Source organism: Aquimarina discodermiae (genome assembly GCF_040786235.1).
Classification (GTDB): Bacteria; Bacteroidota; Bacteroidia; order Flavobacteriales; family Flavobacteriaceae; genus Aquimarina.
The window spans coordinates 101,358-122,353 of sequence record NZ_JBFMKP010000012.1; the positions used below are offsets into that span (position 1 = coordinate 101,358).

At 34.9% G+C, this 20,996-nt stretch carries 13 protein-coding genes; 11 read left to right on the forward strand and 2 right to left on the reverse strand.

Translation table 11 applies throughout. From position 1 onward, the window contains the following. Positions 1 to 34: 34 nt before the first annotated feature. On the reverse strand, positions 35 to 592 hold the full coding sequence (locus ABW636_RS09490) for a hypothetical protein (protein ID WP_367589735.1): 558 nt from the start codon (positions 590 to 592) through the stop codon (positions 35 to 37). 352 nt (positions 593 to 944) lie between these two features. Between ABW636_RS09490 and ABW636_RS09495 the strand changes: the two genes are divergently transcribed. The 3 genes from ABW636_RS09495 to ABW636_RS09505 all read left to right on the forward strand — a co-directional run bounded on the left by ABW636_RS09495 (position 945) and on the right by ABW636_RS09505 (position 3,843). Then, on the forward strand, positions 945 to 1,103 hold the full coding sequence (locus ABW636_RS09495; RefSeq protein WP_367589736.1) for a hypothetical protein: 159 nt from the start codon (positions 945 to 947) through the stop codon (positions 1,101 to 1,103). Between the two features lie 99 nt (positions 1,104 to 1,202). After that, positions 1,203 to 3,158: an ATP-binding protein gene (locus tag ABW636_RS09500; RefSeq protein WP_367589737.1), complete on the forward strand. Its 1,956-nt coding sequence runs from the start codon at positions 1,203 to 1,205 to the stop codon at positions 3,156 to 3,158. A 16-nt stretch (positions 3,159 to 3,174) separates the two neighbouring features. After that, positions 3,175 to 3,843 (forward strand): response regulator transcription factor, encoded by a 669-nt coding sequence (locus ABW636_RS09505; protein WP_367589738.1) that lies wholly within the window; start codon positions 3,175 to 3,177, stop codon positions 3,841 to 3,843. Between the two features lie 749 nt (positions 3,844 to 4,592). Here the strand turns inward: ABW636_RS09505 and ABW636_RS09510 are convergent. Next, positions 4,593 to 4,922 (reverse strand): GIY-YIG nuclease family protein, encoded by a 330-nt coding sequence (locus tag ABW636_RS09510; RefSeq protein WP_367589739.1) that lies wholly within the window; start codon positions 4,920 to 4,922, stop codon positions 4,593 to 4,595. Positions 4,923 to 6,855: 1,933 nt separating this feature from the next. On the opposite strand from ABW636_RS09510, the gene ABW636_RS09515 reads away from it, so the two are divergent. The 8 genes from ABW636_RS09515 (at position 6,856) to ABW636_RS09550 (ending at position 20,989) form a co-directional block, all read left to right on the forward strand. Beyond that, positions 6,856 to 8,658: a helix-turn-helix domain-containing protein gene (locus ABW636_RS09515; RefSeq protein WP_367589740.1), complete on the forward strand. Its 1,803-nt coding sequence runs from the start codon at positions 6,856 to 6,858 to the stop codon at positions 8,656 to 8,658. A gap of 1,729 nt (positions 8,659 to 10,387) precedes the next feature. After that, positions 10,388 to 10,633: a hypothetical protein gene (locus ABW636_RS09520; protein ID WP_367589741.1), complete on the forward strand. Its 246-nt coding sequence runs from the start codon at positions 10,388 to 10,390 to the stop codon at positions 10,631 to 10,633. Between the two features lie 39 nt (positions 10,634 to 10,672). Next, positions 10,673 to 11,152: a hypothetical protein gene (locus tag ABW636_RS09525; protein WP_367589742.1), complete on the forward strand. Its 480-nt coding sequence runs from the start codon at positions 10,673 to 10,675 to the stop codon at positions 11,150 to 11,152. 313 nt (positions 11,153 to 11,465) lie between these two features. Continuing rightward, on the forward strand, positions 11,466 to 11,744 hold the full coding sequence (locus ABW636_RS09530) for a hypothetical protein (RefSeq protein WP_367589743.1): 279 nt from the start codon (positions 11,466 to 11,468) through the stop codon (positions 11,742 to 11,744). 19 nt (positions 11,745 to 11,763) lie between these two features. After that, entirely contained in the window at positions 11,764 to 12,021 is a 258-nt protein-coding gene (locus tag ABW636_RS09535; RefSeq protein ID WP_367589744.1) for a hypothetical protein, read from the forward strand. A 109-nt stretch (positions 12,022 to 12,130) separates the two neighbouring features. Further along, positions 12,131 to 12,607 (forward strand): hypothetical protein, encoded by a 477-nt coding sequence (locus ABW636_RS09540; RefSeq protein ID WP_367589745.1) that lies wholly within the window; start codon positions 12,131 to 12,133, stop codon positions 12,605 to 12,607. Between the two features lie 349 nt (positions 12,608 to 12,956). Further along, positions 12,957 to 16,220: an RHS repeat domain-containing protein gene (locus tag ABW636_RS09545; RefSeq protein ID WP_367589746.1), complete on the forward strand. Its 3,264-nt coding sequence runs from the start codon at positions 12,957 to 12,959 to the stop codon at positions 16,218 to 16,220. Between the two features lie 56 nt (positions 16,221 to 16,276). After that, positions 16,277 to 20,989 carry a DUF6443 domain-containing protein gene (locus ABW636_RS09550; protein ID WP_367589747.1) on the forward strand — a complete coding sequence of 1,571 codons (4,713 nt, stop codon included), beginning with the start codon at positions 16,277 to 16,279 and terminating at the stop codon, positions 20,987 to 20,989. Positions 20,990 to 20,996 lie beyond the last annotated feature (7 nt).

The window sequence follows — 20,996 nt, forward strand, 5'->3', positions numbered from 1 at the left end:
GAATTATTGGATAGGGTGTACTATACACAAGAAATTACAAAGATACTATCGTGGTAATTCTAAGAGAAGGATTGATCTGCGAGATAATGGTAATACTCTTATCTGTTTTTTCGATCACCTTGGTCTCGGGAATAGGCATCTTTTCTATTTGATGATGCATACTGGACAAGGTTGTTTCTTCCTTAGAAAATCGTTCAAGTAGTTTTGTTTCATATTTTGGTGAATTAAAATTAGAGTTTAGATAAACAGATAAAGGTCGAGGTTTAAAATCGATTAACCAGCTTATCAACTCTAGGTTAGCAGGTTTGGTCGATTTTGTAGCTCCTGTTAGAAAATTAATAATGGGCTTAAATCGATCCCCATCGGTGTTCTCGATAGCCTGCATCTTGTTTTCCCCTTCTTTAAATTTAAAAAAACGATTTAGAATACTATCATCGTATTTTTCTTTTCTTCTGTTTAACAGCCATAGGCATGCCTCTTTAATTTGTTTGCGGGTAGGCTTTAAAAGGTAATTAATCATCTCTCCGCCTTTTTCCCTGTTGTACTTAGCAAGAATCTCATTCTTGTAGGTAACGCTCGTTTTTGTTTTCATAGATATTTGGGTTATGTGGAATCTTTAGGATTTTTTAGGAATCTTTGGAATCCGTGGAATTGTTTATTAGCATAGGCATAGGTTTATTATAAATTTATACTGAATTAAAAAACTGGGTATGGTTTCATAGTGCTAACATACTAAATGTATCGATCCAGTTCTTACGGAAATCCGTAAAGCGTAATGGTTAAAGCTCAACAGGAGAGTGGCTAAACATCATTATGTCGGATTTTACTTTCCAATAAAAGTTACGAGTAGGAGTACTCCCTTACAAAATGGTTTAAAATTGACCAAAAACTTCGGCAAAGCGCCGAGAAGCATCCCTATTGTTTAATATTAAAATTTTTAAATTATGAGAACTATATACTATATATTAATCGCCCTATTTATGACTGTTAGTTTTACCGCTTGTACCTCCGATAGTATCGCAGAGAATGAACCTACTTTTGAAGAAGAAGCTGGTACACCTGGAGATGATGGAAAAGTCGAAGAAGAAGATACGGCAGGATAATATCCAAAATAATTTTACTATATAATTATTTTAAATTCGGTGTAAAGAGTAGGCTTTTTTCTATTCTTTACACCGAATTTAATTTAGTATTTTAGGGGCATGAAACTTTGGCGTGTCAATTTCCCCTTTTTAATTGTAATAGGGGGATTATTTTTATGGGTAGTAATTCCTGCTTTTGGGCAAATAAAACTTAAAACTAAGTTGCCTCAAAAAGAGCTGGACGATGCTTTTCAATATTATGAATTGAGCATGGCTGATTCTCTTACTTTAGAAACAAGATTAAATTATATTGATTCCTTTATGAAGACCGCTTCAAGGTCTAAAAATGATTCTTTGATCTATATAGGGTTGGTTAGAAAAACATGGTTGTTGGGTAAGTCTAAAAATTTTAATAGTGCTATATCATTTTCCAATAAATTATATCTTCTAGCAAAAAAGAATAAAGATACGCCTTATATTAAAAGTGCTTTGGTTAAACTAGGAATCTATTATGCTAGAAACGATCAGTTTGCAGAGGCATTTCATTATTATAATGAATCCTTTAAAGTTGCGAGGAAGTCTATGGATAGTTTAAGAGCAGGGAAGAGTTTGTTGCAAATGGCTAATATTCAGGCTTCTTTAGGAGACTATTCTGGGAGTAAGATTACAGCAGTAAATGGGATTAAATATTTCGAGGGAACCTCTGATTTAAGAAGTCTTTCTGGACTTTATCATATTATTTCATTGGCTAACCGATATCAGAAAAACTATAAAGAAGCTTTATTGTTTAATAAGAAAGCTCAGTCTTTGGGAAACGATAGTATATCAATGAAAAAAATTGGATTGAAAAATATTCTAATTTTTAAGTGTACTGAAGCAAACATATTGGCTGATAAAACGGATTACACAAAAGCGTTGCCAATATTAAAGAAGTTATCTGTTAACCCTGTTGTAAAACAGGACGCAAGTGAATATGCAAGGGTATTAAATAATTTAGGATATATATTATGGTTAGAAAACGAGCAAAACGCTATTTCTGAATCCATGTTACTTAGGGCTTTAAAAGTTCGAGAAGAAATAAAAGATGTTGAAGGTTTGTCAGCAAGTAATATTCATTTGGCCGAGTATTATTTTAGAATTGATAAACAAAAAGCTTTAACACATGCAAAAGGTGCATATAAAAACGCAAAAAAGTATAATGGGCTTAAAACTATGATGGAATCTCTTGGTTTTATAATTGAATTAAAAGAGAACACAAATATTGAAGCCAAAGAGTTTAAGAAGATATATAATAAACTGCAAGAAGTAAACCAGAGTAATAGAGAAATCTATGCGGCAACAAAATACGAAAATGATAAGCTCTCTACAGAAAATCTGGTCTTAAAAGCAGAAAAAGCCAAAAAAGAACGCCAACAGATTATCTATCTTTTTACCTCGTTGTTTGTTATATTGGGTACTGGGGTGGTGTTTTATTTGCTAAGACAACGTCATAAACGAGAAAAAATACGTGAGGTCTATAATGCAGAGGCCCGTATTTCTAAACGATTACACGACGAGTTGGCCAATGATGTATATCATGTCATGAACCAGGTGCAAAACCACCAAAATAGCCAGGAGGTACTAGATAAATTAGAACATATTTATAACAGAACTCGTGATATATCCAGAGAGAACAACAGTTTTGATATTGGCCCTAATTTTGCACAAGAGCTTAGTGCGATGCTAAGTAGTTTTGGTAGCTGGGATACCCAGATTATTATCAAAGATATCGATGAGATCAATTGGCAGGCTATTACCCCAGAGAAAAAAATTATCGTACATCGCGCCCTGCAAGAGTTGATGGTAAATATGAAAAAACACAGTGAAGCAGGCTTGGTGGCCATCACTTTTAAAAAGGAAGCCAAAAAAGTACTAATTACCTATGCCGATAATGGTATAGGGGTGTCAGAAGACGATATAATTTATTGTAACGGACTTAAGAATACGGAAAACCGTATAAAAACAATTGGGGGATCATTTATCTTTGACACAGATAAAGGAAAAGGATTTAAAGCTAAAATGCATTTTCCTAGTTAATAATAAGAAAGCGATTATGTTTAGTAAAGTTTTAGTAACAGAAGATCTTGGTAGTATTAACCATGGTATCGCACAGATTCTTCATGAAAGAACGGGTATTCATGAGATACAACAGGCACAATATTGTGACGATGCATACTTAAAATTTAGAAGAGCGCATCGAGATGAAATGCCTTATGATCTCTTGATTACAGACCTTTCGTTCAAAGAGAGTCATCGCGAAAGAAAATTAGTTTCTGGTACACAATTAATAGACGCAATCAAAATGATAGATCCCCGTATCAAAGTGATTGTATACTCTATGGAGGATCGCCCCGGTAAGATTAAGACCTTTTTTGCAGAGCAAGGTATCGATGGATACGTATGCAAAGGAAGACATGGCCTTAATGAATTGGTGCAATCTGTTAATGAAGTATCGAATAACAAAACCTATGTGTCACCCCAACTAGAAAGCGCAATGAATAAAAATAATATTTTCGAGCTTAAGGATTATGATATCCTTTTGCTAAAACACTTGTCAAATGGTCTTACCCAAGAACAAATAGGAGTCTATTTTAAGCAACATCAGATCTCTCCTAACAGTACCAGTTCTATCGAAAAAAGGCTGAATAAACTCAAATTCAACTTCAAAGCCAAAAATGCAATCCATTTGGTTGCCATGACCAAAGACCTCGGACTTTTGTAAAGTGTTTCCTCGAAATAGAGCTAAATCTATATTGTTTGTCATGCAGAACTTGATTCGGCATCTTACTTAATGTGCAAATAGCCAAGAAGTATGAGATCCCAAATCTAGTTTGGGATGACATTATAAACTGATTTAGCATAGTGAAAATAGGATAGGCTTGTATATATTAACGCAAGTTTGATACGGGCTTTTTATCATAAAATCTGCTATATCAAATGATGTTTCTTATCGAAACCAAGAAAAGATGTATCGACTTTTCGACAAGCCTGTCCTTATTATTATTCCTTCTGATTTTTTTTATAGCATACTTTAGAAACACATGTCATTCTGGACTTGATCCAGAATCTTTTCATTCTGCAATTATAATAGATTCCAGTCTACACTGGAATGACAAAACAAAAAATACATGTCATTCCGGACTTGATCCAGAATCTAAGTTCTGTTCTAATTGTTATGGATTCCTGCCTACGCAGGAATGACAAAGAAACGTATGTCATTCTGGACTTGATCCAGAATCTTTTCGTTCCGTAATTATAATAGATTCCTGCCTACGCAGGAATGACAAATTGAAACCTATGTCATTCTGGACTTGATCCGGAATCTTTTCATTCCGTAATTATAATAGATTCCTGCCTACGCAGGAATGACACTTTACCAAAGGGTTGGAATGACAAATTGAAACCTATGTCATTCTGGACTTGATCCAGAATCTAAGTTCTGTTTCAATGACAAAAACCTAAAAATGAGTGTCATTCCGGCGTAGGCCGGAATCCATTTTGGTTGTACCAATCGTAAGCCAAATCTTTCCAGTCATGGTTATTTTCTTCGATAAGATTAATTTTCCATTGTCTTTTCCATGATTTCAGTCTTTTCTCTCTACGAATAGCATCTTCTACAAATTGATATACTTCAAAATATACTAATTTGTTCAGGTTGTATTTTTTAGTAAAACCATCTACTAATTTATTTTTATGTTCAAATATCCTTCTTTCCAGATTATTAGTCATCCCAATGTATAGTGTTCCATTCTTTTTATTCGTAAGAATGTATACTGCATATTGATGTTCGGGTTTGAGCATATTGTTTTGTTAAAGATACTAACTCGATAAAATTACAATTTTTATAAAAACTGTCATTCTGGACTTGATCCAGAATCTTTTCATTCCGTAATTATAATAGATTCCAGTCTACACTGGAATGACAAATTGAAACGCATGTCATTCTGGACTTGATCCAGAATCTTTTCATTCCGTAATTATAATAGATTCCAGTCTACACTGGAATGACACTTTACCAAAGGGCAGGAATGATAAAAAAACCTATGTCATTCTGGACTTGATCCAGAATCTATACCTCACACCACCACAAAAACAACTTTGACACTTTTTTAACGAACCAAATATTTTTTTAACTTCTTCATTTAGAAAGTTATAAATCCAAAAATAAAAATGAAGTCTTTTTCTTATGGAAACCCGTAAGTAAATAATTGAAAGTGTTTGTAATTTTAGGCATTATTTTATGCAAAGCATCTTGGCTAACCATAAAGTCATACATACATAAGATGGAGGTTATTAAAAAACAACCCCACAATTGTAAAACTTTGGCGAGCCAACAAAAGCAGGGTCTGAATAACGATTGATTATTAACCAACCATTATGTATGTTAAGAAACATCATTCATAAATATTACATTTGTGAATGATGTCTTTTTGGTATCAATCTTAAGAGGGTGTTATGTATTCCTACAGGCACAATATAGTAAGAAGCTTTTAATTAGTTACGGTTTTCCGTAAGTTATTTTTCTTTTTTTTTGATTTTTTTAAGAGTGTCTTTTTTAACGTTAATTTTATGTAAATGGGTATTTTGTTGATTTATAAGTACTTAAAAACCAGATTGTAAGGTCAAACTTACAAAGTGCTCTATCTAGCTGTAGTAATAAAACTTTAAAAGTATATAGTATCCGAATACCTTTATAAAAATAAGGGATAAACATAGGGTAAAAATGGATGAAATAGCATAAGTTTTACCTTATAAAATGAGTTTGTCTATAGCCCGGATTTGATAAAAATAGTTGATGGTTGTTAGTTGATAGAAAAATAGCTTTGTACACAAGGTATAATACTTTGTACTTTCAAAAACAACCCCCTCAAAGGGGAGCACCACGAGTATAAATTCTACCCGTCGGTTCGTGATCTGCGATAGCAGATTGTATCGAGAACGATTAGAAGTTAGGTGTTAAGAATGGTCAATAGGTTTTGGTTGATAGTATATTTGCTAGTAATCTCACCCTTCGATCGCACAAGCTCAAGACGGGCACTGTCGAAGCAAATGTCATGCTGAGCCTGTCGAAGCATATCTTAGAAATTATAAATACAAAATAGAAACAAAAAGCTAACATTCAACTTCGGACTTCATACATCGTACTTCCAACCTCTGTCCTCTGACCTCCGTCTTCCGACTCAAATAAGTTAACAGAAAAACGACTCTAGACGTAGTACTTTAGACATTGTACTCCATACTTTGTACTCCATACTTTGTACTTCATACTTTGTACTTCATACTTTGTACTTCATACTTTGTACTTCATACTTTGTACTTCATACTTTGTACTTCATACTTTGTACTTCATACTTTGTACTTCATACTTTGTACTTTATACTTTGTACTTCATACTTTGTACTTCATACTTTGTACTTCATACTTTGTACTTCATACTTTGTACTTCATACTTTGTACTTCATACTTTGTACTTCATACTTTGTACTTCATACTTTGTACTCCATACTTTGTACTCCATACTTTGTACTCCATACTTTGTACTTCATACTTTGTACTTCATACTTTGTACTTCATACTTTGTACTTCATACTTTGTACTTCATACTTTGTACTTCATACTTTGTACTCCATACTTAATACTTCATACTTTGTACTTACTTCACACTCACATACCACACAAGACTCATCATATTTTAGTAGTTTAGTAAAAAGAAAAAGAAACAAATACCAACCCGATGAAGCACTACACCACCTATAATCTATTGATACTCATATTCGGGATATTTCTTTTGTATACCCATAGCAGTGGTTTTGCGCAGGAAAAACAAGATCAAGTTTGGTCAAAAGAAAGGAAAACTAGGGTTTTACAATATTATAGGTTAAGCAAAACAGATTCATTAACGGTACAAGAGCGCTTATATAATGTTACATTGTTTTTAAAAGAAGCATCTTACTATAAACAAGATTCTATGGTTTTTATTGGTTTGATGAGAAAAACCCGATTATTAGGTCAAATAAAACAATATGATAGCGCCATTGCCTATACGCATCAATTATACGATTTGGCAAAAAAGAATAGGGATACTCTATATATACAAAAAGCTTATAGAAAGTTTGCCCTGTATAATAAATGGAATGATCAAAATTCAAAAGCCTTTCTTTTTTTTGTAAAAGCTCTTAAATGGGCGAGATTTAATAAAGACACTTTAGGGATAGGTAAGAATTTGTTGCAAATGGCAAATATTCAAACTTCTTTAGGAGATTATTCAGGAAGTAAAATCACAGCGATTGATGGAGTACGAAGTATAGAAAAAACAAATGACTTAAGAATACTTTCGGGTTTGTATCATATTATATCAGTAGTGAATCGACATCAGGAAAATTATTCAGAAGCTTTAAAATACAATTCAAAAGCATTAAGTTTGGGTAAAGACAGTATATCTAAACAAAAAATAAGCGTTAAAAACATTTTCATATTTAAAAATACCCAGGCGCTTATCTATGCCAATCAAAAAAAATATAAAAAAGCAATTGCTATATTAAAAGAATTATTAGGTAATGCCAAGTTAAAACAGGATCAAAGAGAATATGCAAGAGTATTAGGAAATTTAGGGTATGTAAAATGGCTTGAAAATAAAAAAAATGAGGAATCTATAACTTTTATATATAATTCACTAACAATACAAAAAGAAGTGAATGATATCAAAGGAATAATACATAATAATATATACTTAACTAGGTATTATTTTACTAAAAATAAGAAATTAGCATTAATTCATGCAAATGAAGCATATACGTATTCTAAAAAATATAGAAGTTTAACTTTAATTCTTCAATCACTTGGACTTATAATCGATTTAAAAGAGAATATTCACAAAGAAGCTAGAGAATATAAAGAATCACATCTAAAATTAGATAGTATTAACCAACGTAATAGAGATATTTATGCCACCAGCCGGTATGAAAACGAGCAGCTTACTTATAAAAATAAAGTATTACAAAAAGAAAAAGATAAAGGGATACAATGGATTCGGGCAATTGCACTATTGTTAGTACTAAGCCTGCTAGGGATAGGATACTATTATTACCGCCAGCAGTTATATAAAAAACGTTTTTTACAATTGTTAGACCATAAACCTGTACCCATACCAGCTGCCAAAGAAAAAACCATCACCATCAATAAAGATATTGCAGATCAGTTATTAGTGCAATTAGAAAATTTTGAGCAGCAACTGGGGTTTCTCGACCCTGCTACCAATGCCAAAGACCTGGCCAAAAGCTTTGGTTCGAATACCAGTTACTTATCGATGGTGGTAAATACCTATAAACAAAAAAGCATAAGCCAATATATTAATGACCTACGTATTGCATACGCTATAGAGAAATTACAATCAGATCCTACCTTTAGAAAATATACGGTCAAAGCGATCTCTAAAGAAGCAGGATTTAAATCGGCAGAGAGTTTCTCTAAAAAATTCTATAAAAAAACAGGAATCTATCCGTCGTATTTTATCAAAAAGCTAGAGGCAGATGTGTAGTTAATGGTCGATAGTTGTTGGTTGATGGTAAAACATCTGACAGCGTATTTTGTACTTAACAAAACACTTCCGACCTTAGGCTTCGGTCTTCCGACCCTAATTAGTTAATGGTTGATGGTTGTTAGTTGATAGAAAAATAATATCGGGTTTAATATTTAATACTTTCAAGAGAATCCCCGACCTCAGACTTCCGTCTTCCGACCCTAATTAGTTAATGGTTGATGTTTTTTGGTTGATAGAAGAATAATATCGGGTTTAATATTTAATACTTTCAAGAGAATCCCCGACCTCAGACTTCCGTCTTCCGACCCTAATTAGTTAATGGTTGATGGTTTTTGGTTGATAGAAAAATAATATCGGGTTTAATATTTAATACTTTCAAGAGAATCCCCGACCTCAGACTTCGGTCTTCCGACCCTAATTAGTTAATGGTTGATGGTTTTTGGTTGATAGAAAAATAATATCGGGTTTAATATTTAATACTTTCAAGAGAATCCCCGACCTCAGACCTCCGTCTTCCGACACTAATTAGTTAATGGTTGATGTTTTTTGGTTGATAGAAAAATAATATCGGGTTTAATATTTAATACTTTCAAGAGAATCCCCGACCTCAGACTTCGGTCTTCCGACACTAATTAGTTAATGGTTGATGGTTTTTGGTTGATAGAAAAATAATATCGGGTTTAATATTTAATACTTTCAAGAGAATCCCCGACCTCAGACTTCCGTCTTCCGACCCTAATTAGTTAATGGTTGATGTTTTTTGGTTGATAGAAAAATAATATCGGGTTTAATATTTAATACTTTCAAGAGAATCCCTGACCTCAGGCTTCGGTCTTCCGACACTAATTAGTTAATGGTTGATGGTTGTTAGTTGATAGAAAAATAACTTTTTACATAAGGTATAATACTTTGTACTTTCAAAAACAACCCCTCAAAGGGGAACACCACGAGTATAAATTCTACCCGTCGGTTCGAGTGATCTGCGATAGCAGATTGTATCGAGAACGATTAGAAGTTAGGTGTTAAGAATGGTCAATAGGTTTTGGTTGATAGTATATTTGCTAGTAATCTCACCCTTCGATCGCACAAGCTCAAGACGGGCACTGTCGAAGCAAATGTCATGCTGAGCCTGTCGAAGCATATCTTAGAAATTATAAATACAAAATAGAAACAAAAAGCAACATCCAACTTCGGACTTCATACATCGTACTTCCAACCTCTGTCCTCAGACTTCGGTCTTCCGACACTAATTAGTTATGGTTGATAGTATATTTGCTAATAATCCTACCCTTCGATCGCACTTCGACAGGCTCAGTGTGACATCTCAGGGTGACAGTAAAATACTATATGACAAAACAAAACGTTGTCTTACCGAACCCTTCGATAAACTCAGGACAGACACTGTAGAGACAAATGTCATGCGGAGCCTTTCGGCAAGCTCAAGACAGGCTCTGTCGAAGGGGGGATTTAGGGAGATGTTTAACACGTGGACAAAAAAAACTTCCGTCCTCTGACCTCGGTCTTCCGACCATACTTTGCACTTTCTTAAAAAAATAGGCTATAACACTACTGATATCACAAACACCAATCATATCAAGCCTTTCAGAAGATTTTTTGTTAGTCTTTATATATAAATTACCACCCTTGTTTTTATAAATCACGACTTATAATGCTTGTATACCAGGCATAGTATACGGTACATTTGGCATCAGTAAAAATGTAAATTATGACGTCTTGCCCAAATCCCGATAAAAGCAAATTCATAGCAGAAGTGCTACAGGCATTACATCTTACCACAGATACTTTTGTAGTGCAATTGGCACAACATAGTCGCTACGAAATGATGCTGTTTCTCTGGATCAATAAACTTTATAAAAAAGGTACGACCAGCGAGGATGCCATACAGCTTATCTACAAGGCGCGTAATATACTATTGTTTAGCCCTAACGCTTTTTGCAATTACTCTAAATAGGGCTACTCCCAAAATAATAATCAATATATATATATACTTATGAGAAATATCATAGAAGATCAATTGACCCAAGAAGAAAAAACAAAAGCAGAAAACCTGATTAGCCAATTAGAAACCATATTTATAGACAAGCTATCTGCCCTAACAGAAAAACAACGCCAGGACTATAAGGCAATTAACGAAAAAAACAAACTGTTTGTAAATAAGGTGTGGGATTATCGCAGGCATAGCAGCCATCTTAGTTCTCCAGATGTAGACTGGCAAGAGTTCGAAAACGATTATAAAGCACGGGTATTTGCAGAAAACCTTTTGGGACGTATCACCAGTCTTGCCTATCGCTTAGAAAGCACCAAAATCATGCATGATTATGATAATTACCAGGATTCGTTAAATGATTATGCCTATTCTCAATATAGCAAAGGAGCAGGAAAACCAGGGTATACAGAAAAAGTAGCCGAGTTAAAACAATTTTTTGCACGTACCAAAAGAGAGCCCAAAACAGAAGAACCCCAGGAATAACACCCAAATACCTTCTTATCGATCACAAAGACGTATCATTTGGTCATAGAGGCAAAGTTTTGAATCGATGACACATAATTTTTGGCGTCTCGGGTTAAAATTTTAGGAAAACCAACAAGAATTTTAACCCGATACTTCAAAAATTGAGAAAAGATTGCCAAAAATTGTGTATCCCCACCCGATAAGAAGGTAAAAATGACCCGTTGCAATGTAAGATAGGCCAATTGTAGGGCTTTTATCACTGGACCAGTACTCCTAATTTCTAATAAACCCCTGGTCGTGTCATAATTGCATAGTAATCCAAAAAAAACAAATGATGGAAATTATTTTTAAACAAATAGCGATGATAGAGCGTATGGATCGGCTTATCAAATTACAAGCCACAGGAGCCCCCGAGGATTTTGCACGTCGATTAGGCATTTCGAAACCCAAACTATACCGTATGATACGACTAATGAAAAAATTAGAAGCTCCTGTTGTATACGATATTGCATTGCAAAGCTTTGTATATACCAAGAGCAATGTGCGGTTTAATTTTGGTTTTGATACCCAAAATAAACTCGATAACAGTTCGACATTTTTTCTAAGATAAAAAACAACTCTTTTATTTTATGTTACATCCTGATTCTAGATACAGTACGTTTACGATAGAAGATAAACATAGAGTGTTGCAAAAAATAGGGGAATATACAAGTATGGGTGATCATCTCGAAATAGTGGTTACTGTATTAGAAAAAATCGACCCGATACTCGAAATAGAAAAAAACAAAAAGAGGATTATCATAGGTAGAGGAACGTTGGATCGTATCAAAGAGCAGATCAGAAAAGCAAATCTAGAGCGGTATAAAAACCTAAAAATTAAGGGATGAAGAATAATAATTGCTAGTAAATATAAAGATTCGATTTCCTAAGAAAACAAGAAACAAACACTAACTGATATATAAGAATAAGAGGTATATAAGAACAAAAGTAACACTAATGATCACCTACGAAGATAAAATAATACTAGATGTACTTAAACGTTTTGATGGGATGCACAAGATTGATGCCTATGATATCTTGCATAAGATAGAAATTGTATTGGCAGATCTAGGTTCTCCCATAGCCTATAATTCGATCAAAAAAAAATTAGAAATAACTCAAACCAAAAATAACATTGTAGCGATTAATAAAGGTGGGTATTGTTATTTAGAAGACCATTGTCATTTTATAAGCGTATATCGGATCAAATCTGTATTCCCTACGTTCTTAGGTGGTTCGGGATTGTTTTTTACCACCAGAGAGCAATACAGATTGATCCCTTATACCGATAAAGAAGTACGAAAAGCATTTGATACCACGCATATAAAAATTATTGTTTGTAATTTTTTGAACCATCATACTGCCAAAAAAAGAAACCCAAAGACAAAACGATTACTGCTTTTAGAACTATTTGATCAGATCGATCCAGAATGATTGTCCTCTTGTTTTGGGAATACGTACCCGTTATGTGTTTGTTGATAAGGTTTAGAAGGGGATTCACAAAGTAGCTAATCATACAAAAGACAAGTTTAGAAAGATATACAGAGTTATTTTTTTCGAAAAAAATAACTGAGTGTCAGAATCTGATACTGTCTTTTTGTACTCTTGTCTCAGGAAAACAAAAATATCATTAAAAGTGTCACATTTTGAGTTGTTTATCGGTGGTTTAATGTCATTGATCAAAAACTATTTTTGCAATAGTGTCAGTACATTTTACAGGTAAATGCGACTTACATTTGCGGTCGGGAAAATTTAAAAATCAAAATTCAGTAATTAATTATTTATGAAAAATCACATTTTTTATATGTTGTTGATGGTGTGTGCCATTACAGTTGGGCAACCCAATCAATCAGAAGGTGAGCTTCCTAGTATTGTTCCCCCATCACCCGATGTAGCATCATTGGGTAAGTATGGTGAGATTCCTATAGGATACCAATATGGAACCCCAAACATAAGCGTTCCTATCTATCAGCTAACCGAAGGGGCATTATCACTTACTATTTCTTTGTCTTATAGATCAGAAGGTGTTAAAGTAGAAGAGATTTCTTCTAATGTAGGGATGAATTGGTCGCTTAACGCTGGAGGAGTAATTACCCGGCAGATTAACGGTATTGCCGATGAATATAACCAACCTGATAAAAAAGGTATCCTACATGTAAAACCCTTTGAAGAGTTTACCAATGCAGATTATGTGCAGCTTTTTAAAAGAGAGATTGATACCGAATCAGATTTGTTCTTTTACAATTTTAATGGTCAATCGGGCAAGTTTTATATCAATAAAGAAGGACAGGCAATACCCGTACCTTATCGAAATATAAAAATAATCCCTCCCAGAGATTTTAAAGCAGGAAACCCCGATTATTGGCAAATTATAACAGAGGATGGAACCCGATATGCTTTTGGTGAAAACGACAAAAAAGAAATCAATTATTCAGAACCTTCTTGTGATTCAGCCCCTCCTTCTAGTTCTTTTACCACGGGTTGGATGCTGACTTCGATGACTTCTTATCAAAAAGATCGTATCAGTTTTGAATATGAAGCTAACCAGCAAGATTTTTATGCGGGAACCCGTGAAACTAGAAATATTATTTCTGCTTCAGATAACGAAATTCCTTTACCTGCCAAAATATCTTGCCCTAACCTGATAGGATCACAAACACAATTGTTAACCACTATAAAAGCAAGTAATGCCCGTGTTAACTTTTCATACTCTTCTAAACAAGATATGATTTATGGAGGTAAAAAACTAGATGCAGTAAAAGTATACGCTACTTTCGACCTAAACACTCCTGTAGAACATTATGACTTTAACTATTTCTATACGACTGCTTCTCTTAGTGGATGTTCTACCACGTTATCATCAAGCTATCATGATGCCCTTAAAAAAAGACTGTACTTAGAAAAAATTAATCGTATTGCAGCAAATAAAACAGAGCAGCATTATAAGTTTGACTACTACGAGCCACAGAAATTACCATCTCGATGCTCTAAATCCCAAGACCACAGAGGGTTTTATAATGCAAAACCAAATACAACATTAGTCCCTAAATCGGCTAAATTCCCAGAAGGAGCAGATAGAAACCCTTCTCAGGAAGCAAAAGTACATAAATATGGGATCTTAAGAAGCATTACCTATCCTACCAAAGGAAAAACCGTTTTTAATTTTGAGCCAAATATGACTAAAATAAAGGATGATATAGGGAAAGAATATGATGGTAAATCCATTGCCCGTTTTGGACCTATATACCCAGCAAATAGTAAAAGGGAAATGACTACAATCTTAAGAAAGGATCAACATGATGGATATGTAAAATTCGAGGTGCGATTAAAAATTGGTTGTGAATCCTTTAATCCAGATGCATCTGCTGTAGTAGAAATCTATAAAGGGGGGGGGAAGTTGAAAGAATATGCTAAAACCAAAAAAGGAAATTACACTTTTAGTGGGACTTTACCCCCTTCGCCTCATGCCGATTATAAATTTGTAGCTAAAATTGATGGGTTTCCAGAATCGGATTGTAATTACTTTGCTACTATCGATTATGACTATATTAAATATGAATCTGCCATCGTAAATAGGATGGTTGGGGGCTTACGAATACAATCAATTTATAACTATTATGCAGATGGACATGAGGCGTATGAGAGAAAAAAATTTTCATATAACCAAATCGGTGATCCGGACAAATCATCGATGATTATGGTAAACGGGACAACACCTTTTAAATATCAATTTCATAAAGAATATAAGCCTCCTAGAATTGGTAACTTTTTAAACTGCGGGGCATTTGGTGGCTTTGCCCAAATTAATTCAACTTCATCCCTATCTTTAAGTCCAGGTGCTTTTTTGTACTATACCAACGTTTTGGAATCCCGTAACGATAACTCCTATACGATTTATGAGTTTTCGACCCATGCAGACCACGTAACAGGCACCCCTAATAGAAAGAAAACTGCTTTTGATTCCAGACGAGGGCGATTGCTTAAAAAAACAACTTATAATAAGAATCGTACAAAGGTCAGTGTAGAGGTCAATGAATATACCGATAATGATGATTATTTCAATAATACCCCTTCGGTGAATGGAAACTCTATAGAAAATATGGACTTTCATACGTATGCCATTATCCCTAAGTTAGAAGAATGTAGCGCATTGGTGAATGGAGGATTAAGTCGCTTTTATTCGACAGCACCGTTCAGGATAGTTTCAACATGGGATTATTTAAGTAAAAAAACAGATACCTTATATGATGTTAATGGATTAAACCCTATCACAACCACTACCCGCTATTTTTATGATAATCCAACACATGCACAGCAAACCCGTGTAGAAGTAACCAATAGTGAAGGAAAAACCTTAAAAACAAAAATAAGCTATGCAGATGATGTTAATAATACAGCACTAAAAAACCATCATAGGATTGCAGAACCTGTTAAGACAGAGACCTATGAAAATGGAATTAAACTAGGCACAAAAGAGAACAAATACGAGGGCTTTTTTAATAATTATTTGGTAAAAAAGGTTCAGGCAGGAAAAGGCGAAACTACACCACTCAACCTATTAGAAGATCAAATAGTATATCATAGGTATAACCGTAACGGAAAACCTTTGGAGGTATCTAGGGCAAACGGTACTAAAATAGTTTATATATGGGGATATAATGAACAATACCCTATTGCAAAGATCGAAAATGCTAGCTATAATGAGGTTGCTACTGTGGCTAGTATAAGTAAACTGCAAACCAAATCCAATGAAGATACAGATAATTGCAATACTACGTATTGTAAAGAACAAATCCTTAGAAGCGCGTTACAAGCATTAAGGTCGTCATTACCTAATGCGATGGTAACTACATATACCTATGACCCTTTAATTGGGGTGACCAGTATGACCGATCCCAGAGGGTATACCACCTATTACCGATATGGTGATTTTAATCGTCTCAAAGAGGTCAGGGATCAAAATAGCGAGTTAATCTCTGATTATCGATATCATTACCAACCACAAGAAATGAATAACGCTTTTCAATGGGAATGGGAATGGGAATAGTAATGAAAAAGAGAAAAAATAGCATAAAGCATAACAAAACAAAAAACAAACCTTGTATGAGAACTACAATAGTGAATAAACTTGAGATACACAGCCTCCTACAATATGTTATAATGGGGTTTATCATTTTGATAACAGAAAGCACAACGGCACAGGGCATTAGAATCTATGGTTCTCAAAATGTAGATCAATATAGTACTTATACCTATAGTGTAAGTGGTAATATTGATGTTAGCACCGATTATATTTCTTGGAGGGTTGTTGGAGGTACTATCACACACCCCACTAACCATACTTCTACCTCTGCAAAAATTAAGTGGACTGCATTGGGTAGTGGACGCGTGGAAGTTTCCGTTTATGGCCCGAATGGAGGAGGTAACACAAAACTTGCTGTTACCATACATCCTCTAGGGTCTAGTGCTACTCCTACCCCAAAAATTAGTCAAACAGGTTGCGGTTGGGCTAGGCTTTCTTATACGGGTACGCCACCAAGTGGGACGAAATGGTATTGGCAAGGAAAAGACAGTGATGGTACCAGTACCACCAAAGGTAGTGGGAGTACTTATACTGCAAGAGAAGGTTCTGGTAGATACTATCTTAGGGGCAGGGATAGTCAAGGAAGATGGGGCAGATCAACTTCTGTAAATGTTTCGTTCAATAGTCAGCCTATGATACCACTTGCCCCAACAAGTATTGTTATCACTTGTGACAAAACTGTGCTTACCAAGGGTACGCCCCCTCCTATGTTTGGTAATGTAACCTGGTACTGGCAAGACGTACCTATGACAACTTATACCTCACCAGCAAATGCGGCCGCAACGATTACCAGAATAGGTGAAGGTACAGTCTACCTAAGGGCCAGAGAAAACCGTACAGGATGTTGGAGTAATGCAAGGGAGGTTCGCTATAAGCCATTGGGGCTTCCCGAAAAACCTGATACACCTACAATAACTAACCAATGCGGAGAAACTGTAATTACCCGAAATGCCCCTCTTACTGGCAGTAATGTTACCTTATATTGGCAGAATGAAGCTTCTGGTATTAATACTTCAACAGCGAATGCTGCTGCAACCGTGACCAAAACCAGTGGTAGTATGGTTTATCTAAGAGCCAAACACAATACCACAGGATGCTGGAGCCCTGCCAGAGAGGTTCCCTATACTATTCATATAACTACCTGGTATATGGATGCCGATAAAGATGGTTTTGGAGACCCTAATGAAACCAAAAAATCGTGTGAACAACCCACAGGATATGTGACCGATAACACCGATCAATGCCCCAATGAATACGATCCATACATAGGATGTGCTAAAAGTTCATATGAATTGAATTTGTCTGCTCATAAAAACTATATCTATACCCGAGTTTATCAAGAAGGGATGAATTCCTATCGACAAGTCAAGTATAACGAAGATGTGCTAGAAAGCATTACCTATTTTGATGGGCTAGGAAGGCCCATACAACAAACAGGAATCAAAACTTCTCCCTATAGAGAGGATATTGTTAATCATATAGAGTATGATCAATTAGGAAGACTTAAAAAAGGGTATTTACCGTATCAGGCATCTGAATCTGTTGGTAGTTTTAGGGATAACGCAGAGCAATCTACACGAACTTTTTATAATACCAGCAAATATGAAAATACAACCAATCCATTTTCTGAAAAAGAATTTGAATCCTCACCACTTAGTAGAGTGCTAAAACAAGCTGCTCCCGGTAATGACTGGAGAATGAACGGTGGTCATGAAATTGAGTTTGACTATACGAGTAATGTTGCAAACGAAGTGCGACAATTCGAGGTAAGCTTTACAGATGGTGACACAGAAAACCCTATCTTAATAGAAGGAACAGATTACTATGGCGCTGGAAAATTACATAAAACTAGTACCTATGACGAGAATCATACGAGTGGTAAAGATCATAGTACCGAAGAGTTTAAAAACACCCAAGGACAGATTATTTTAAAACGCACATACAACAGTTCCTCCACCTCTTCAGGGGGAGATGCCGAAGGCGTAGGGGGTGCCCATGATACGTATTATATCTACGATAGGTTTGGAAATTTAACTTTTGTAATCCCACCCAAGGTAGACACTACAGACGGTATCTCTGATATTGAGCTTAATGAATTATGCTATCAATATAAATATGACAACAGAAACCGATTGATCGAGAAAAAAATCCCAGGCAAAGGATGGGAATATATTGTCTATAATAAATTAGACCAACCTATATTAATTCAAGATGTGCTATTAAAAGCAAATGACCAATGGTTGTTTAACAAATATGATGCTTTTGGTAGAGTGGCTTATACTGGAAAAATGACGATCCCAAACAAGAGCCGTTTGCAACTGCAACAAGAAGCCAATGACTTTGCGGAAGAACTATGGGTGACCAGAAGTGAAGCCACCAATATTGGAGGAGTATCGATGTATTATACAGATGGGGGTTATCCCAAGGTAACTACTGCAGAAGTATTGACCATCAATTATTATGATTACTATACCTTTTTAGGAAATACACCTGATAGAGTATTCCTAAATCCAAATACTTTATACCGAGCAGCGGTATCCAATACCGCTAAAACCTTGAGTACAGGAAGTAAGGTAAAAGTATTGGGTACTAATGATTGGATTACTACCGTTACCTATTACGATCAAAAAGGAAGACCTGTCTATACAGCTACCAAAAATGACTATCTTAGCACTACTGATAGTGTAGAAAGTAAACTAGATTTTACAGGGAAAGTGCAAGAAACCACAACCACACATACCAAAGATAGTCATGCAGCGATAGTAACCATCGATAAATTTACCTATGATCATATGGGTAGGTTGCAGACCCAAATCCAAAAGATCGGAAACCATGAAGAATTGATTGTATCTAATACCTATGATGCATTAGGGCAATTAGAAAGTAAAAAAGTTGGAGGTAGTTCCTCCACTTCTGGGGGAGGTGCCGTAGGCGGAGGGGGCTTACAAAAAGTAGATTATGATTACAATGTTAGAGGGTGGTTAACAGCTATTAATGAAGGAAAAACAGATAACGGAGACCTTTTTGGTTTCAAAATCAGTTATAATTCACCAGAAAAAGGGGCTATGGCACTGTTTAATGGTAATATTAGTGAAACCCAATGGCAAACTGCAAATGATCATGTAAATAGACATTATACTTATAGTTATGATGCCCTAAATCGAATTACAGGAGCAATCAGTAACGATGGTAATTATAACCTAAGTAATGTTACCTATGATAAGGTTGGTAATATTTTATCGCTAGATAGAAAAGGATACCTTAACGACGCTGCTAATGCTTTTGGGGATATGGATAAGTTGGTCTATAACTACAGTCATAATGAGATTAGTAATAAACTCTTAAAAGTAACAGATAATACCACTAATACTTTTGGTTTTAAAGACGGTAACAAAACAGGTGATGATTACAGCTATGATGCCAATGGTAACCTATTAGTAGACCGTAATAAAAATATATCAGGAATTGTTTACAATCATCTTAATTTACCAACAAGAGTAAATTTTAATGGTGGTACAGAAAATATAAGCTATGTATATGATGCAAACGGTATAAAACAGAAAAAGATTGTAACAGAATCTGGTGGAAGGACGTTTACAGATTATGCTCCTAATCATGTTTATAAGAATGGAAATTTGGAATATTTTAGTATTCCCGAAGGATATGTGACAACAGAAGACAACTCTTTTAAATATGTATACCAATTTAAAGACCACTTAGGGAACGTTAGACTCTCCTATACAGATGCCGATAACAACGGGACTGTAGAGCAATCCGAAATTATTGAGGAGAAAAATTATTATCCTTTTGGATTGACGCATAAAGGGTATAATGGTAACGTATCTTCTTTAGGAAATTCTACTGCGCAACTAAGAGGTTTTGGTGAAAAAGAAGAGCAAAACGAGTTAGGTCTTGGTTGGATTGATATTACAGCAAGAAATTACGATCCTGCATTGGGTAGATGGATGAACATTGATCTATTAGCAGAAAATAATCAATTTCAATTTTCTCCATACCATTATGTTAAAAACAGTCCGATTCAATATAATGATCCTGATGGAATGATTTGGAGAGATCCTCAAAAAGCTAGAGATCTTCTAAACACCGTTGTTGTTAGAATTGGTAACAGACTCTCGAAAAGAGCCGAATTATCTTATCAGCTTGATAATGATGAGTTAAATGAGGAAGAAAAAGCGGAAATCAACAATGGAATAAAAGACATTGATAGAGCAATTTCTAAGTTGGAACAAAGTGCGCAAGATATTATCGATTTAGGAGCTGATACCAAAAACATGTATGATTTAACAGAAGGAGATGCTTCTGATGGACAACATTCTGTTTCTCTTGGTTCAAATGGTATAATCAATATTGAAGGCAGTAATAATGCCGAACATATTCATGAACTTACTCATGCAGCCTTATCTCTTAGGTTAAATAATGGAGATCATAATTTTACTCCAAAAAAGAACTTAACTACAAAAGGAGCTCCACAAATTGTTCATGAACGAACGGCATACGAAGCACAATTCCATTATGCCCCTGGAACTCTTCCTGAATCAGATGTTTTAAGAACAGTAACCCATTACCGACAAATATCACTTCCCTATATTGCTAACATAAAAGGTGTTGATGGTAAACCAACATATGAAAAATTAAATGCGCAATGGTATAGCATTAAAGGAAAAACCAGAAGAAAACATATTAAAGAACTTAGAAATTTTGGAAAGAAATAAATGAGAA

What these genes read in the sequence shown, in the direction of transcription:
- ABW636_RS09525 (WP_367589742.1), top strand. Translation starts at nt 10,673, where the DNA reads ATGAGAAATATCATAGAAGATCAATTGACCCAAGAAGAAAAAACAAAA.
- ABW636_RS09535 (WP_367589744.1), top strand. Translation starts at nt 11,764, where the DNA reads ATGTTACATCCTGATTCTAGATACAGTACGTTTACGATAGAAGATAAA.
- ABW636_RS09530 (WP_367589743.1), top strand. Translation starts at nt 11,466, where the DNA reads ATGATGGAAATTATTTTTAAACAAATAGCGATGATAGAGCGTATGGAT.
- ABW636_RS09510 (WP_367589739.1), bottom strand. Translation starts at nt 4,922, where the DNA reads ATGCTCAAACCCGAACATCAATATGCAGTATACATTCTTACGAATAAA.
- ABW636_RS09515 (WP_367589740.1), top strand. Translation starts at nt 6,856, where the DNA reads ATGAAGCACTACACCACCTATAATCTATTGATACTCATATTCGGGATA.
- ABW636_RS09545 (WP_367589746.1), top strand. Translation starts at nt 12,957, where the DNA reads ATGAAAAATCACATTTTTTATATGTTGTTGATGGTGTGTGCCATTACA.
- ABW636_RS09490 (WP_367589735.1), bottom strand. Translation starts at nt 592, where the DNA reads ATGAAAACAAAAACGAGCGTTACCTACAAGAATGAGATTCTTGCTAAG.
- ABW636_RS09540 (WP_367589745.1), top strand. Translation starts at nt 12,131, where the DNA reads ATGATCACCTACGAAGATAAAATAATACTAGATGTACTTAAACGTTTT.
- ABW636_RS09520 (WP_367589741.1), top strand. Translation starts at nt 10,388, where the DNA reads ATGACGTCTTGCCCAAATCCCGATAAAAGCAAATTCATAGCAGAAGTG.
- ABW636_RS09505 (WP_367589738.1), top strand. Translation starts at nt 3,175, where the DNA reads ATGTTTAGTAAAGTTTTAGTAACAGAAGATCTTGGTAGTATTAACCAT.
- ABW636_RS09550 (WP_367589747.1), top strand. Translation starts at nt 16,277, where the DNA reads ATGAGAACTACAATAGTGAATAAACTTGAGATACACAGCCTCCTACAA.
- ABW636_RS09500 (WP_367589737.1), top strand. Translation starts at nt 1,203, where the DNA reads ATGAAACTTTGGCGTGTCAATTTCCCCTTTTTAATTGTAATAGGGGGA.
- ABW636_RS09495 (WP_367589736.1), top strand. Translation starts at nt 945, where the DNA reads ATGAGAACTATATACTATATATTAATCGCCCTATTTATGACTGTTAGT.